The organism is Nocardia sp. NPDC051750, assembly GCF_044453135.1.
In the GTDB taxonomy this organism is placed as follows: domain Bacteria; phylum Actinomycetota; class Actinomycetes; order Mycobacteriales; family Mycobacteriaceae; genus Nocardia.
Window position 1 is genome coordinate 515,561 of record NZ_JBITCK010000002.1, and the last position, 13,919, is coordinate 529,479.

Sequence of the window (13,919 nt, forward strand, 5' to 3'; positions counted from 1 at the left end):
GGCGGCCGGTGGGACCGTGGGGACACCGTTAAAAAGAACGAGCCTTCGATTTCTGGGGAGAACGTCATGAACGTCATCCAGCGCGCCGTGGCCATCGGAGTGGGCGCGGCCCTGCTCCAAGCGCTGATGCTGATCGCCTTCGCCTGGCCTGCGACCAATATTGCGCCGCGTGACCTGCCCTTGGCCGTCGCCGGCCCGCAGGCGGCGATGGTCGAAGCGCGCCTGGCCGGCCAGAGTCCCGGCGCCTTCGAACTGACCACCGTGCCCGACGAGACCGCCGCGCGCGAAGCCATCGGTGACCGCGAGGTCTACGGAGCGATCATCACCGGGAACGGTGCGCCCCGGCTGCTGGTCGCCTCCGGGGCGAGCCCGGCGGTCGCCCAGCAGCTCACCCAGATCGGCCAGCAGATGTCCGGGGTGCCGGCCGCGCCGGTCGAGGATGTGGTTCCGGCCGATCCCGAAGACCCGCGCGGCGCCGGTTTCGGCGCGATGGCCCTGCCGCTGGTGATGGCCGGTATCGCCGGGGGAGTGCTGCTGACCCTGCTGGTCCCGTCGGCCACCGGGCGGATCGCCGGAGTGGTCACCTTCGGTATCGCGGGTGGGCTGCTGAGCATGCTGGTCACCCAGACCTGGCTGTCGATCGTTCCCGGCCCGTACCTGGAACTGTCGCTGGTCGCCGGCCTGGTCTCGTTCGCGGTTGCCGGTACCGTCGCCGGCCTGGCCACGGTGATCGGCCGTGCGGGCATCGGTATCGCGGCGCTGACCATGCTGCTGATCGGCAATCCGTTCTCGGCCGCCACCTCGGCGCCGGAACTGCTGCCGCAGCCCTGGGGGCTGGTCGGTCAGCTGTTGCCGCCGGGCGCCGCGGCCTCGCTGATCCGTTCGGTGTCGTTCTTCGACTGGGCCGGGGCACAGGGGCCGCTGCTGGTGCTGGTGGCGTGGGCTGTCCTGGCGGTGGTCCTGCTGGGCATAGGAGCCCTGCGCGACAGCCGTCGTCCCGAACCCGCGCCGAGCGACCCGGAATCGGTGCCGGTACCCGCCTGATCCTGGTGCCCGCGAACCATAGCGGCCCGCCGCCCGGCTACGGGTAGCGGGCCGCTATGCGTTCCGGTCAGCTGCGGACCTCGGAGCAGGCGTGGCAGGTGCCGAAGATTTCCAGTGTGTGGCTCACCTCGGTGAACCCGTGACTCGACGCGGTGCTCGCGGCCCACGCCTCCACGGTGGGCCCGGCGACCTCGACGGTGCGCCCACAGTGCCGGCACACCAGATGGTGGTGATGCCCGGTGGAGCACTGCCGGTACACCGACTCCCCGTTGTCGGTACGCAGCACATCGACCATGCCCGCATCGGCCAGCGACTGCAGCGTGCGGTACACGGTGGTCAACCCGATACCCTCGCCCCGCTGCCGTAGTTCGTCGTGGAGTTCCTGGGCCGACCGGAACCTGTCGATATCCTCCAATAGCGCGGCGATCGCATTGCGTTGCCGCGTGGTCCGGATACCGACTGCTTTCTGCGTAGTGGTCCCTTTCGTGGTGACCAGGTTCTCGGACACGAATTACCCTTCTTCTTCGGCGTGCGCTACAGCGTCGACCACGATATGCGCCAGATGGTCGTCGACGAGTTCGTAGAGGACCTCGCGGCCCGAACGCTCACCGTGCACCACCCCGGCCGATTTGAGTATCCGCAGGTGCTGGCTGACCAGCGGCTGGGTGACACCGAGGGCATCCACCAATTCGTGCACACAGCGCGGTGACTCCCGCAGTTGTAGCACGATGGCGATGCGCACGGGTGCCGCGAGCGCGCGCAGCAGTTCACCGGCGTTCTCCAGCACGGTCCGCGACGGGATCGGGGCCGGGGCGGGGGAGCGGTAGGGGTTGTGCGCGACAGCAGCGGTATCGGTTGTCATGGTTCACTCCTTATTGGAAACCGGTCCCATTTTGATATGCACGGATATGCATGTCAAATGTCCATGCCGATGCGGGTGCGAAACCCGCTCGCGCGGGTGGATACGCTATACAGGATCAGCGGTCCACGCCCGCGATAAACCACCGGGCAGCCGCGATCACGTGCGCCCGATCCGGGCGGCGTAACTACTGGCGATTCGTAGTGGATGGAGAGTTCTCGCGTGGCACCCAAGTCGAAGGTGGACACCGTTGCCAACCTCGCCAAGCGCCGGGGCCTGGTGTACCCGTGTGGTGAGATCTACGGCGGTACCAAATCGGCGTGGGACTACGGTCCGCTGGGCGTCGAGCTCAAGGAGAACATCAAGAGGCAGTGGTGGCGGTCCATGGTCACCAGCCGCGAAGATGTGGTGGGCCTCGACTCCTCGGTGATCCTGCCCCGGCAGGTCTGGGTCGCGTCGGGCCATGTGGAGACCTTCACCGATCCGCTCGTGGAATCCCTGCACACCCACAAGCGCTATCGGGCCGATCATCTGCTCGAGGCCTATGAGGCCAAGCACGGCCATCCGCCGGCCAACGGACTGGCCGATATCAACGATCCGGAAACCGGCCAGCCCGGTCAATGGACCGAACCCCGCAACTTCTCCGGCCTGCTGAAGACCTATCTCGGCCCGGTGGACGACGAAGAAGGCCTGCACTACCTGCGCCCGGAAACCGCGCAGGGCATCTTCGTCAACTACAAGAACGTCGAAACCACCGCGCGTAAGAAGCCGCCGTTCGGTATCGCCCAGATCGGTAAGAGCTTCCGCAACGAGATCACCCCCGGCAACTTCATCTTCCGCACCCGCGAATTCGAGCAGATGGAGATGGAGTTCTTCGTCAAACCGGGCGAGGACGCCGAATGGCACAAGTATTGGATCGACACCCGGTTCTCCTGGTACACCGATCTCGGTATCGACCCCGGGAACCTGCGCCTGTTCGAACACCCCGCAGAGAAGCTGTCCCACTATTCGGCCGGTACCACCGATATCGAATACCGCTTCGGCTTCACCGGCGGTGAATGGGGTGAACTGGAAGGCGTCGCCAACCGCACCGACTACGACCTCTCCACCCATGCCAAGCATTCGGGTGTGGACCTGAGCTACTACGACCAGACCACCGAGGAACGCTATATCCCGTACGTCATCGAACCTGCGGCCGGCCTGACCCGCTCGCTGATGGCGTTCCTGGTCGACGCGTACGCCGAGGACGAGGCCCCGAACGCGAAGGGCGGCGTGGACAAGCGGACCGTGCTGCGGCTGGACCGCCGGCTCGCCCCGGTCAAGGCCGCGGTGCTGCCGCTGTCGCGCAATGCCGACCTCACGCCGAAGGCCAAGGAGTTGGCCGCCGCGCTGCGCCGGAACTGGAATATCGAATTCGACGACGCGGGCGCCATCGGCCGCCGCTACCGCCGGCAGGACGAGATCGGTACCCCGTTCTGCATCACCGTCGATTTCGACACCCTCGACGATCAGGCCGTCACGGTCCGCGAACGCGACACCATGGCGCAGGAGCGGATCGCTCTCGATCAGGTCGAGGGTTACCTCGCCCAGCGCCTGCTCGGCTGCTGACACCGCTGCCACAGCCTGCTGTTCCGGGGCCTCCGGGCAGCCGGATGGCGGGAGGCGGAGCGGATCATGCCGTGACACAGCGGTGCGGCCCTCCAGTATCCACGGCCGGATACCGGTGTTCGGCTGTTCTGCTGCCGGGGGCGGCGCAGGGATGGCCGGCTTGTCGTCGCCGGGTCGGCGGCTCCGGCGCGGGCATGGCTAGCATCGGGGTGTGATCACCATCGAAACGACCTATACCGGCCATGTGGAATCGGGTGGCGCGGCGCAGCGCCGGGAGGTTCCGGGCGCGCGGGTCACCAAGATGTCGGTCGGCCCGATGAACAACAACACCTACCTGGTGCAGTGCGCCGCGACCGGTGCGACGCTGCTCATCGACGCCGCCAACGAGGCGGACCGGATCGGCGATCTGATCGCACAGGAAGCCGGCGGCACCGTCGCCTTGATCGTCACCACGCACCAGCATCCCGACCACTGGCAGGCACTGGCCGCCGTCGCCGACTCGACCGGCGCACCGACCGCCGCGCACTCGCTGGACGCGGAACCGCTACCGGTACCCCCGCACCGCATTCTGGCCGAGGGGGACACGGTCGCCGTCGGCGAGCTCACGCTGGAGGTCATCCATCTGGTCGGGCACACCCCGGGCTCGGTCACGCTCGCGCTGACCGACGGTTCCGGCCGCACCCATCTGTTCACCGGGGACTGCCTGTTTCCGGGGGGTCCTGGGCGGACAACAAATCCGGAGGACTTCAATTCGCTGTTCAACGGTTTGACCAGCAAGGTTTTCGACCGGTTCGCTGATGACACCGTCGTGTACCCCGGGCATGGAGATGACACCACACTCGGCGTCGAGCGGCCACATCTGGAGGAGTGGAAGAGTCGAGGATGGTGAGTGAGCGCCGGGCTGTACCTGGTCTGTCGCCATCGGTCGATACGGTCGCACCATGAGCAGCGAGACACCGGAATGGGCCGAGGAGTTGGCCCGTAAGCACCTGGCGCCGCTGCCCCGGCGGCTGGCTCATGTTGAAGGGGTGGCGCGGCAGGCAGCCCGCGCCGGATCGGTGGTGGACGACCCGGTCCTGTTGGTTGTCGCGGCGTGGTTGCACGACATCGGTTACGCCCCCGATATCGAAAGAATCGGGTTCCATCCCATCGACGGGGCCGAGTTCCTACGCGACCGCGGTAGCAGTGAGCGTCTATGCGGGCTGGTGGCGAATCACTCTTGTGCGTGCGTCGAGGCCCAGCGCCGCGGTGTTCAGATTGGCTGGGCCGACGAGGAGACAGGGCTTCGGGATGCCCTGTGGTGGGCCGACATGACCACGACGCCGACTGGTGGCATTACTGCGGTACGTGAACGGATCGCCGAGGTTCAGGACCGGTACGGCCCCGAACATGTTGTCGCCCAATCGGTGACGGAGGCTGCGCCATACCTGTTGGGCGCGGCCGACCGGACGGAAGCCAGGATCGCAGCTCAATCGCTCAAGTGAAGTATGGGCTATCGACTCCCTCGAGCCCCTTCCTGATCCTGAGCAGGATGGACGGATGAATATCTCGCTCGGCTAACTCTGTCGGCCGAACCCATTCGACCTTCGTTGATTCGTCGCTCGTCCTGAGGTCTCCGCCGATCGGCTGCGCGCGGAAGCAGATCGAGAACTCTTGACGAACCTCGCCGTCGTCGTAGGCGATGATGTGCTCGGGGTTCGAGAAGACTCCGACCAGTTCGGAGACCTCGACATCGATACCGGTCTCTTCGTGGATCTCTCGAACAACGGCCTGCGCCACTGTCTCGCCCGCTTCGAGCCCACCGCCGGGTATTGAGTACAAGCCGTTGTCAGAGCGCCGTATCAGCAGGATCCGGCCCTGGTCATCCTGAACGAGGGCACTCACCGCGACCTTGACGCTGTTGGCTGGCGGCGCGTCCGGATCGTGGAAGTAGTCCGTTCGGCTCATGCCCGGCTCCCGAAGTCGGCTTCGTAACTCTCGGTCCACACCTGCTCGAAGCTGGTTGTGTACGTCTCGAAGAGGTCCGCGGCGGGGAGCTGCCGCAGATGAAGTGCCGGCGCATATGCTCCCGGCTGTCCGTACACGTGCATATTGACGATCATCTCGTCGTCGAACCTGAAGATCGAGTTGTAGAGCGTCGTCTTGTGGTACCGGATATCGACCCCATCTATCGACGCCAGTGGCTCGATGAGGGCGAGCGCATTTCGAATTCGCGCGGGCACCGTTGCCGAGGCCAGCCGTTCCTCAGCGCTTCTCTTCGTCGCTTCACCCTCGTCGGGGTCCCCGAACAGCATCCGGACTTTCATTCCCTCGCGCGTCTTCTGCTTGATCGTTCGCGCGAACATCGGTTCCTCGGCGAGGAACAGGCCAGCGAGGACTAAGACGTCGACCCGTTCGGTTGACTGCGACAACAGCCGCGTCCACAGATCCTGCGGAATCGCGCTCCGGTGGGGGTAGACGTTGATCACCTCTGACTGTGCGACCTCGGTGCGGCGTTCCGGCGCGAGGGCCTCGGGCCAGAGGTAGTTCTCGGTCTCACGCACCATCGCGGCCAGCTTGTGGCGATGGCGGGGATATGGCGTCCGGGCCTTGGTGATCCACCGTTCGACCGTCTTCTCCTCGACGCCGACCTCAGCGGCCACATCGGATATATCCAGGCCATTGCGCAGAAGCGCTTCTCGCAACCGATCGTTCGGCATCGCAACTCCCAAGGGACGACTAGGGACGTCTTAAGTGTAGGTGAGACGTCCTCAGTCGTCCAGCTATGTGGTCATTGCGGCACCAGATTTCCCGAAAAGTACCGGATTGCAAGGCATTTCCCACTTTTCGAAGGAGAGCAATCGTGTCGCACAGGAACTACGGTCACGCCAGCGGTACCGACGCCCGCCGACTGATAAGTCTCAAGACCGCGGCCTCATTGGTCGACGTCGACGCGAAGACGATACGGAACTGGATCCACGCCGGTCAGCTGCGCGGATTCCGTGTGAACGGTCATCTTCTGCGGGTCAACCACGCCGAATTGCTGGCGTTGGTCCAGCCGGTCGCCTCCTCCCTGATGGAGGGCGCGGAATGACCAACCGGAAGAAGCTCACCGAATTGCGGCGAGGCGATGCCGATCGTCTCGCGGAGTACGTCGCGAAGGTCGTTGCGCAGGCGCCACCTATCTCCGCTGTCGCGCGGGCACGGCTGTCCGCAGTACTCGGCAGCGCGGATCGGAGGGCTGCGTGATGAAGGCACGCACATTTGGCCTCGCCATTGCGGCCGTCTCGGTCGGGTTCCTCGTTCTGACGGCTCCCGAGGTTGTCGGGTTCACCGTCATGCTGCTGGGCGCCATTGCACTCTGGCGGATGCGTCCCCGGAAGGGGGTGCGGCGGTGAGCGGGCAGTGGAGCGGCCGGGAGGTCACCCATTACGACCGGGTGCGGGGGCACCACGCGTTCCAGAGCATGGCCGGCCCGGAGTTCACCGGTACCGGTGCGGTGTTCGCGCCAATCCGGGCGCTGCCTGTCGGTGGCCAGTTGATCGCGTGGGCCGCTCTGATCCTGATCGGGATGGGCGGGTGCACCGCGGCATGGATCGACCAGCAGTCCTACGTGCCGTCGCCGGACATCTGCCGGGCCGCGAACGCGGGCGTGCCGCCCGAACCCGCGGGTTCGTGTGTGCCGCGTGAACAGGTGCAGGGGGTGGCTCGGTAATGCCGTACCCAGAGATCGATCTGAGCTACGCACTGCGGTCTGCTGCCAGCTCGCTGTCCAGCGCGGATGTGTTGGTCGACGACTTGCGCCAGGTCGAGCGCTATCTACGTCCGCACATCGCCTCGGGTGCGTTTGTGTCGGACCCACTGTTCTGGGGCGTCGAAGGTGTCGCGGACCCGGATCAGCTGGCTGGCGATGTCGTGGACAAGGTCGCGGACGCCCGCCGGCGGTTGGGTGAGCTGGATTCGGTCCTGCTCCAGATCCGCAGTGCGCTTCAGCGTTTGGCCGTGGCTGACAACCCCGGGCAGGATTCCGGTGAGGGGGTGTCGGCATGACCGCGGCGCGGGGTAGCGCGGAGTGGTCGCGAGCGGTGGATGCGGCTCGGGCTGAACGGGACCGGCTCTGGCTGGTCGACGGCGTGCTGGGCGACATGTTCTCAGCCGCGATGGGTTCGCAGCTGCGTAAGGAGTTTCGGGATTGCTCGGCTGAGCGGGCCAAACTCGACCATTTCCACGCGGTCCGGGATTCGGTGCAGCCGGAGCTGGACACGGCTGACGATCGTGTCGACGAGTTGCTGGTGGGTCCGGAGTACGTCGAACAGCAGCGTCGGAGCCGTGCAGAGATCCGCGCTCGCGGTCGGATCGAGCGGTCGCGATGAGTAAGTACCTCGATCCGGAAGGCCGCCGCCACGGCGGTGTGCCTACTTACCCGTGGGGCTTGGGTCCGGCGCATCTGCGGACGTTCCGCCAGTTGCGTGCGGAGGGCAAGACCCCTGGTGGGGAGTGGGAAGCGCAGGTTTTGCGTGGCCGGCGGGGCCGGGACCCGCTCACGGCGTATCTCTACGACCCCGAGAAGGCCAAGCCGAAGCGTGAGCCGACGCCGGCGCAGTTGGAGGCGTTGCAGATCGCTCGCTGGATCCGGTCCTCGAACGCTGCGGAGCGGCGCGGGATCGACACCAGCGAGATGCGCGAAGTCATCGACCAAGCCCGCCAGACCTTGGCTGTCCGCCGCACTGAGCGGGCCCAGCCGGAGCGCGGGGGAAGGGAGCGAACACGATGAACCACAACCAGGAGAATTCTGCGGCCGGGCGTGAGTTGTCGCAGCGTGCGGAGATCGCCGCCCAGATGCGGGAGGCGGGCAAGTCCTACCGCGATATCGCCCGCCGACTGCGGATTTCGGCTCGCAAGGTCGAGGCCGTCCTCGGCGAGATCGCCGCCCTGCGCGCCAGCGGGCACTCCCAGAGCGAGATCGGCCGGATTGTCGGGTTGCCGCGGACCACGGTCCAGGACCTGTTGCGGGCGAAGACATCCGGGCAGCTGACCGCACGAAAGACGGCTGCCCTGGCGGGCACGTCGGATATGAGCGGCATGCAGATCGATGTGCTGGCGCAGTTCCTCGGCATGAGCTTGAACCACACGTATGTGCTGGTGGCGGAGTTGCAGCGGGCGCGGTTGGTGCACCCGCTCAAGCAGGTGCAGCCGGGCGCAAAGTGGGTGTACCCGACCCGGGAGACCGCCGCCCAATATTTGGGGTGGAAGCCAAAAGAGTGGCAGCCGCCGCTGATGTACGCGAACCACTACCGGGCGGTGGCCCAGGCCCGAATCATGCTCGTCGGCCCGGACCCGGAGCGGTGGGTATCGGAACGGGTGCTGCGCCGCCGCGCCGAGCAGCAGGCCGCCGAGCGTGGCCCGGTGCTGCTGTCGTCCGGGCTGGCTCCCGCGGCCGGCCGCCCGCATGTTCACGACGCCCGGTTCGCCCGGCGACGTTGGCGCGATGAGTTCGAGTGGTGGGCGCTGGAAGTCGAGCTGACCCGCAAAACCGTCACCGCGATGGACACCGCCCTGGCGGGCGCGGTCCGCGCCCTGCGGGACTCACACGCCGAGCCAGAGCCGTGCGTCGGGCTGCTGTATCTGTGCCGGTCCGCCTCGGTCATGGACGGCGTCCGCGCGGCTGCCGACCGTCTCCCGGCGGAGCTGTCCTCACTCGATTTCGAGTTCTCGGTCCTGGATTTCGACGACCGCTGGGGCGAATGGCTCGCCGATCAGAAAGCCACACGAGCCCGTAAAGGGCTGCACGTCACCAAGGAAGCATCATGAGTAACCCCGATTGCCAGCCGATCATCACCCCCGACGACTGCGCACCCTACGGCGCCCCCGCCACCGACACACCCTCGACGCCCGTACCGGCCCCGGCGGGTGATCCGGTTCCGGAGATCAGCCCGGTCACGCCGCCGATCGAACATCTCGGTGACCTGGAGTTGCCGGATCTGTCGGTGATCACCGACGCGGCCGGCCGGTCCGCTGTCGTGGCGGCGGTGGTGATCGTGGTGCTGATCATGACGGTGGCGGTGGCCGCGCAGCGGCCGGTGGAGCCGCACCGGTTGCGGAACTTCGCCACCGCCGCCCTGCTATTGCCGCTGTCGTCGGTGGCGGCGGGCGGGGCCTGGTCTACCCCGTGGGTCCTGTTGTGGTCCGGTGCCGGTGAGGTCGCGGCCGCGGATTTCACCGGGATCGCGCCGATGCTGTTGATCGCCCTGCCCGCGGGGATGCTGGCCGCGACGTATTTCTGGGCGGAGTTCCTGCACAAGAACGCATCGGTGGGCCAGAAGAGCCTGGCGCGGACCGAGCGGATCGCCGCAGCGATGCAAAAGCGTCGCGACCGTGCCGCCGCCCGCACTGCCGCGCACGGCGCCCCGTACACCGCGGGGAACAACGTGGTGTTGGGGGTGCTGTCCGAGCATGTGAGCGCGGCCCCGCTGGGGGTGTGGCGGTCACTGGCAGCGCGGCATATGCAGTGGCTGACGGTGCCGATGACCGAGGTCGGCCGCCATGTCGCGTGGGTGGGCACCACCGGTTCCGGGAAAACCACCGGGTTGGAGCGGCATTTCGTTGCTGTCCAGGAAGCGTCGTGGACGGCGTGGCATCGGTGGGCGGATGTGCCCGGGATGAAGGGCAAGCACCCGCGGCCGTTGATGGTGCTCATCGCGTGCAAGGGCGGTGAAGACGACCGCAAGTTCGGCGAGAAGATCCGCCGGATCTCGCTCAAACGCGGCATCGACCCCGAACGGATCGCGATGGTCCTCCCGGGTGGGGACCGCCTGAACATCTGGGATATGCCGGCCCGCGATCTGCGCGGGGTGCTGTCGGACTTGATGGGGTCTGGTCAAGCCTCCACGAGCGAGGGGCAGCACTTCGACGAGATGCGCAAACGCATCGTCTCCCTGGTTGTGGACGCCCCGATCGGCCCGCCGCGCAGCTCGGATGAGTTCCTGGCGCGCCTCAACGAACAGACCTTGATCGATGCCTGGCAGGCCGCGCCGGACGTGGTGCGGCAGGTCAAGGCGCTGCAGGCGGAGAAGGTTCCGCAGCTCGACGACGCGCTGATCAAGATGTCGAACTTGTTCGGGCAGCTCAAGGACCAGGACGGCAATGGGGTGTTCGACGGTGGCCGGGACCTGAGCGAGCTGGATGTGCTGTACGTGACGGTGCCCGGGATGGACAAGGACGCAGCCCGCGCCCAGGTCGCCGCCATTCTGCGGATGGTGATGCAGCGCGCCGGCCGCACCAAAGCCGAAGACCGCCGCGCCGTCTACCTCCTGCTCGACGAAGCCAGCGCCGTAGCCACCGAACAAGGCGGGGCGCTCGGGCTGGTCGAGATCGCCGAACGTGGCCGCTCCCAGGGGGTGTCGATCACCTTCTCCGCCCAGTCCAAAGAAGGGCTAGCGGCGGACCCTTGGACGCTGTCGCGGCTGCTGTCCTCCTGCGCCGGCGGGCTGCTGCTCGGCTACTCGGAGAACGCCGGGGACCTGTGCAAACACCTCGGCTCGATCCGCCGGATGCTGCCCAGCCGTCATCTGATCAAGGGCCAGCGCCACGGCGACGAGGGCCAAACCTCCTACGGGGAGAAGTGGCTGGTCGATCCGGACCGGATCCGGCAGATGGCCACCGGTGACGTCGTGTACGGCAAGGCCGGCCACGCCTGGTACGGCCGCGTCGTCCCGGTCGATATCGACGCCCTCAAACCACTGCCCGGCACCACCACTCACACCGAGCCCGCACCCGCTGCGGTGCCGTCTCCCGCCTGACCCGAAAGGACCTGACTCGTTATGCGTAAGAGCAACTTCGACCACGACGACGACCGCGAACCCGACCCCGAACGCCGCGGGGACCTCGACGAGATCATGGACATCCTGTCCGAGGAGCTGGAGGAGTTCCTGGCCGCCGCAGCAACAGCCGGCGAACCCGCCAGCAGCGACACCGCGGCCGATCAGCGCCCACCGACGCCGGTGAAACCGTTCGTCCGGCTGGTGAAGACCACAAAACCGGAACCTGCCGTGCCGGTCGAAGACGACAACCTCGCGCCGGTGCACCGGCCCGCCCCCGAAACCCCTGCACCGGAGTCGGGTCGGGTGCCGCGCTGGGTGCGGGTGACGCTGCCCGGCTCCGCCGTTGTGGTCACCCTCACCGCCACCATCGCCGCCGGACAACCCGGTGTGGTCGCGGTCCCCGTCGCCGCCTACGGGGCGGGCTGGACGGCCTACCTGTGGTGGAACGCCGCCTACCGACCCCCGATCCGGGAGGTCGCCGCCGCGATCGCCTCCGCGCTGGGCCGCACCGCCGGAGCCACCGCGCACGGCGCCCGCTCCGTCGTGCACCGCGCCGACTCCGCACGCACCCGACACGAAAACACCCGCACCAACCCGGCCTGACCCGCCGTATCCGACCACAACGAGAAGGAGCTTTGACCATGCCCGAACAGCCGACCGACACCGCCCAGATCCACGAACAAGCACAGGAGCACCAACGGGCACTGATGAACATGGAGCGGTTGTGCAACGACCCGTGGATGGTCGAGGAGTACGCCGATATCAAGCTCAGCGACCCGGTACCGGCACCCCTCAAGGAGCGGAATCGGCACGCCCGGAGCCAGTTCGAGAATTTCCTGCTCGCTCACCGCGACGTCCTGGCGCAGCGGCCGGAATGGGACGACTACTACGCCGAGATCGACGAGCGGGCCGAACAGCAGCGCATCGAACAGCAGCGCGCCGAGCAGGCGGCGATCCTGCCGGTTCCGTGCGACCTGTACCAGGAGCTGGGTGAGCTGCAGGACCAGGCGTACCAGCTGCACCGCCGCCTCCTGGACGTCGAACGCAGCTACCTGAAGCTGTTCCACAGCCCCGACGCCCTCGACGTCGACAACCTCGGTGAACCCACCAGCGCCCACCAGAAGGTCACCGACGTGCTCGACACCATCGGCGCCAGCCGGCACCGGCTTTTCGACAGCGCCAGTGAGATCGGCCGCGCCCACTCCCACGCGTCCCGGCTCAAGCTCACCGAGCAGGCCGCCGAGGAGCGCGAACAGCGTGTCGCCGCAATGTGGCCCGAGTTCACGCACTCAGGCCCGACCGAGCAGGCCGCAGAAGACCAGGAGCGGGTGCTGACTCACCGCCGGTCCTCCGGCCGCGAACGCTCTCGCTGACCCCCTGATTTCCCGGTGCCGTCCGGCCGGGTCGGCACCACAACCAGTGAAGGAGAAACCGATATGTCCGATCGCCCTGTTGAGGACGAAATCATGGACGAGGCCCGCCGGTTCGGGCACTCGATGGCGCAGTTGATGCGCATGCACGCCCAAGCCCATGGGTGGTTGGAGAAGCGCAAGGTTCGCCGCGAGATCAGCTTGGAGATGCGCCGGCAGCGCCGTACCGAGCAGGCCGAGCGGGTGCACCACAAGGTGTGGACCGCGCAGATGATCCACCGCTACCAGATCGCCGCGCAGGCCCGGTATCAGCGGTGGACCGATCCGAGCACCACTATCGAGCAGCGGCGTCGCGACGATGCGGCCGCGATCCGGCATACCGAGGATCTGCGGGAGCGGATCGTGGGCAATTCGCGGCTGACCGAGGTGGAGCGCGGGATCGCGCTGGATTGCCTGGAATCGGCGCGGATGTGGCCCTACAAGCAGACCCGCACCCCGGAGATGCTGGAACGTGCACCGAAGGTCCGTGGCCTGGACGCGCTGCGGTACCGAGCCCGGCTTGCCCGGGAAACCGAATGGATCCAACGGCGCCGGTTCGAACGCGAGCCCGCCCAGCGCGATCTCAGCGTGGCCACCGAGCAGCAGGAACCCGTCCAGCAGCCGCGCGAGGAGATCCGGCACACCCCGGTCGACCGCGGGAAAGTCCCCACCGAGACCGAGCGCGACCAGGACGTCCCGAACGCTGCGCAGTTGGCCGAGATCGAGGCCCGTATCCGGAAACTGGCCGACGCGCAGCAGGAACGCGACCGCAAGATCGCAGTGCTGCAGCGCAGCGTGGACACGGTCACCGCCGACCGCGACATCCTGGCGGCCGCGCTCTCCGACGCCGAGGCCCGCATCGAGCGGTTGCAGAACCTCAACCGCGGATTGTCGGTCGAGCGGGACAAGTTCCGCGGCGAACGCGACCAGGCCGTGCAGAAACTCGCCGAACGCACCCCGCCGCAGCAGCGGTACGGCAGCACCGAGCAGCAGGTCACGCAGAACGAAACCGGCCCGCGTGAGACCCCACCCGGTGAATTCGTGACCGGGGATATCGCGGAGGACCTGGCGAAACTGCGGCAGCAGCAGCGCGAACGGGCCGGGGAGAACACCCAGGCCATGCCGCGGGAACACCTGCCCACCCCTCCGGAAGCCAACGGTCACCGCCGGGGCCGCAACGGGACCGAAAGGAGCCGGTGA

19 protein-coding genes are annotated in these 13,919 nt (G+C 67.2%); 15 read left to right on the forward strand and 4 right to left on the reverse strand.

The features are described 5' to 3' along the window. Positions 1-66: 66 nt before the first annotated feature. Positions 67-1,044: a hypothetical protein gene (locus tag ACIA75_RS09640; protein ID WP_397101912.1), complete on the forward strand. Its 978-nt coding sequence runs from the start codon at positions 67-69 to the stop codon at positions 1,042-1,044. 67 nt (positions 1,045-1,111) lie between these two features. Here the strand turns inward: ACIA75_RS09640 and ACIA75_RS09645 are convergent, their stop codons facing one another. After that, positions 1,112-1,552 carry a Fur family transcriptional regulator gene (locus ACIA75_RS09645; RefSeq protein ID WP_397101914.1) on the reverse strand — a complete coding sequence of 147 codons (441 nt, stop codon included), beginning with the start codon at positions 1,550-1,552 and terminating at the stop codon, positions 1,112-1,114. Between the two features lie 3 nt (positions 1,553-1,555). Then, positions 1,556-1,906 (reverse strand): metalloregulator ArsR/SmtB family transcription factor, encoded by a 351-nt coding sequence (locus tag ACIA75_RS09650; RefSeq protein WP_280396901.1) that lies wholly within the window; start codon positions 1,904-1,906, stop codon positions 1,556-1,558. 219 nt (positions 1,907-2,125) lie between these two features. Here ACIA75_RS09650 and ACIA75_RS09655 point away from each other — a divergent pair, with 219 nt between their 5' ends. The 3 genes from ACIA75_RS09655 to ACIA75_RS09665 all read left to right on the forward strand — a co-directional run bounded on the left by ACIA75_RS09655 (position 2,126) and on the right by ACIA75_RS09665 (position 4,995). Beyond that, entirely contained in the window at positions 2,126-3,511 is a 1,386-nt protein-coding gene (locus ACIA75_RS09655; protein WP_397101916.1) for a glycine--tRNA ligase, read from the forward strand. A gap of 211 nt (positions 3,512-3,722) precedes the next feature. Further along, positions 3,723-4,400, forward strand: coding sequence for an MBL fold metallo-hydrolase (locus ACIA75_RS09660; RefSeq protein WP_397101918.1), 678 nt, complete (start codon positions 3,723-3,725; stop codon positions 4,398-4,400). A gap of 52 nt (positions 4,401-4,452) precedes the next feature. Continuing rightward, the gene (locus ACIA75_RS09665; RefSeq protein ID WP_397101920.1) at positions 4,453-4,995 is read left to right on the forward strand and encodes an HD domain-containing protein; all 543 of its coding nucleotides are present in this window, start codon (positions 4,453-4,455) and stop codon (positions 4,993-4,995) included. On the opposite strand, the gene ACIA75_RS09670 is transcribed toward ACIA75_RS09665, so the two are convergent. Together ACIA75_RS09670 and ACIA75_RS09675 are read right to left on the reverse strand one after the other, a co-directional pair. Beyond that, positions 4,988-5,458, reverse strand: a complete 471-nt coding sequence (locus tag ACIA75_RS09670; RefSeq protein ID WP_397101922.1) for an NUDIX hydrolase — start codon at positions 5,456-5,458, stop codon at positions 4,988-4,990. The genes ACIA75_RS09665 and ACIA75_RS09670 overlap by 8 nt on opposite strands. After that, positions 5,455-6,153, reverse strand: a complete 699-nt coding sequence (locus ACIA75_RS09675; protein ID WP_397101924.1) for an XRE family transcriptional regulator — start codon at positions 6,151-6,153, stop codon at positions 5,455-5,457. The genes ACIA75_RS09670 and ACIA75_RS09675 overlap by 4 nt, the downstream gene beginning before the upstream one ends. Before the next feature lie 200 nt (positions 6,154-6,353). On the opposite strand from ACIA75_RS09675, the gene ACIA75_RS09680 reads away from it, so the two are divergent. From ACIA75_RS09680 to ACIA75_RS09730, 11 genes are all read left to right on the forward strand, one after another. Beyond that, positions 6,354-6,584 carry a helix-turn-helix domain-containing protein gene (locus ACIA75_RS09680; protein ID WP_397101926.1) on the forward strand — a complete coding sequence of 77 codons (231 nt, stop codon included), beginning with the start codon at positions 6,354-6,356 and terminating at the stop codon, positions 6,582-6,584. After that, positions 6,581-6,739, forward strand: a complete 159-nt coding sequence (locus ACIA75_RS09685) for a hypothetical protein (RefSeq protein WP_397101928.1) — start codon at positions 6,581-6,583, stop codon at positions 6,737-6,739. Before ACIA75_RS09680 ends, ACIA75_RS09685 begins: the two co-directional genes overlap by 4 nt. Before the next feature lie 145 nt (positions 6,740-6,884). Then, positions 6,885-7,205 carry a hypothetical protein gene (locus tag ACIA75_RS09690; RefSeq protein WP_397101930.1) on the forward strand — a complete coding sequence of 107 codons (321 nt, stop codon included), beginning with the start codon at positions 6,885-6,887 and terminating at the stop codon, positions 7,203-7,205. Continuing rightward, on the forward strand, positions 7,205-7,540 hold the full coding sequence (locus ACIA75_RS09695) for a hypothetical protein (RefSeq protein WP_397101932.1): 336 nt from the start codon (positions 7,205-7,207) through the stop codon (positions 7,538-7,540). The genes ACIA75_RS09690 and ACIA75_RS09695 overlap by 1 nt, the downstream gene beginning before the upstream one ends. Next, entirely contained in the window at positions 7,537-7,863 is a 327-nt protein-coding gene (locus ACIA75_RS09700; protein WP_397101934.1) for a hypothetical protein, read from the forward strand. Before ACIA75_RS09695 ends, ACIA75_RS09700 begins: the two co-directional genes overlap by 4 nt. Further along, the gene (locus ACIA75_RS09705) at positions 7,860-8,264 is read left to right on the forward strand and encodes an RRQRL motif-containing zinc-binding protein (protein ID WP_397101936.1); all 405 of its coding nucleotides are present in this window, start codon (positions 7,860-7,862) and stop codon (positions 8,262-8,264) included. The genes ACIA75_RS09700 and ACIA75_RS09705 overlap by 4 nt, the downstream gene beginning before the upstream one ends. Next, positions 8,261-9,301, forward strand: coding sequence for a hypothetical protein (locus ACIA75_RS09710; RefSeq protein ID WP_397101937.1), 1,041 nt, complete (start codon positions 8,261-8,263; stop codon positions 9,299-9,301). The genes ACIA75_RS09705 and ACIA75_RS09710 overlap by 4 nt, the downstream gene beginning before the upstream one ends. Then, a complete protein-coding gene (locus ACIA75_RS09715) occupies positions 9,298-11,289 on the forward strand; it encodes a hypothetical protein (RefSeq protein ID WP_397101939.1) in 1,992 nt (663 codons plus the stop codon). Before ACIA75_RS09710 ends, ACIA75_RS09715 begins: the two co-directional genes overlap by 4 nt. A gap of 21 nt (positions 11,290-11,310) precedes the next feature. Next, a complete protein-coding gene (locus tag ACIA75_RS09720) occupies positions 11,311-11,913 on the forward strand; it encodes a hypothetical protein (RefSeq protein ID WP_397101941.1) in 603 nt (200 codons plus the stop codon). A 38-nt stretch (positions 11,914-11,951) separates the two neighbouring features. Next, on the forward strand, positions 11,952-12,683 hold the full coding sequence (locus ACIA75_RS09725; RefSeq protein ID WP_397101943.1) for a hypothetical protein: 732 nt from the start codon (positions 11,952-11,954) through the stop codon (positions 12,681-12,683). Positions 12,684-12,746: 63 nt separating this feature from the next. Next, the gene (locus ACIA75_RS09730; protein ID WP_397101945.1) at positions 12,747-13,919 is read left to right on the forward strand and encodes a hypothetical protein; all 1,173 of its coding nucleotides are present in this window, start codon (positions 12,747-12,749) and stop codon (positions 13,917-13,919) included.

Excerpts from the sequence above, each read along its gene's own strand:
- ACIA75_RS09640 (WP_397101912.1), top strand. The coding sequence starts at position 67 with ATGAACGTCATCCAGCGCGCCGTGGCCATCGGAGTGGGCGCGGCCCTG.
- ACIA75_RS09720 (WP_397101941.1), top strand. The coding sequence starts at position 11,311 with ATGCGTAAGAGCAACTTCGACCACGACGACGACCGCGAACCCGACCCC.
- ACIA75_RS09650 (WP_280396901.1), bottom strand. The coding sequence starts at position 1,906 with ATGACAACCGATACCGCTGCTGTCGCGCACAACCCCTACCGCTCCCCC.
- ACIA75_RS09695 (WP_397101932.1), top strand. The coding sequence starts at position 7,205 with ATGCCGTACCCAGAGATCGATCTGAGCTACGCACTGCGGTCTGCTGCC.
- ACIA75_RS09685 (WP_397101928.1), top strand. The coding sequence starts at position 6,581 with ATGACCAACCGGAAGAAGCTCACCGAATTGCGGCGAGGCGATGCCGAT.
- ACIA75_RS09730 (WP_397101945.1), top strand. The coding sequence starts at position 12,747 with ATGTCCGATCGCCCTGTTGAGGACGAAATCATGGACGAGGCCCGCCGG.
- ACIA75_RS09670 (WP_397101922.1), bottom strand. The coding sequence starts at position 5,458 with ATGAGCCGAACGGACTACTTCCACGATCCGGACGCGCCGCCAGCCAAC.
- ACIA75_RS09725 (WP_397101943.1), top strand. The coding sequence starts at position 11,952 with ATGCCCGAACAGCCGACCGACACCGCCCAGATCCACGAACAAGCACAG.
- ACIA75_RS09665 (WP_397101920.1), top strand. The coding sequence starts at position 4,453 with ATGAGCAGCGAGACACCGGAATGGGCCGAGGAGTTGGCCCGTAAGCAC.
- ACIA75_RS09705 (WP_397101936.1), top strand. The coding sequence starts at position 7,860 with ATGAGTAAGTACCTCGATCCGGAAGGCCGCCGCCACGGCGGTGTGCCT.
- ACIA75_RS09710 (WP_397101937.1), top strand. The coding sequence starts at position 8,261 with ATGAACCACAACCAGGAGAATTCTGCGGCCGGGCGTGAGTTGTCGCAG.
- ACIA75_RS09715 (WP_397101939.1), top strand. The coding sequence starts at position 9,298 with ATGAGTAACCCCGATTGCCAGCCGATCATCACCCCCGACGACTGCGCA.
- ACIA75_RS09700 (WP_397101934.1), top strand. The coding sequence starts at position 7,537 with ATGACCGCGGCGCGGGGTAGCGCGGAGTGGTCGCGAGCGGTGGATGCG.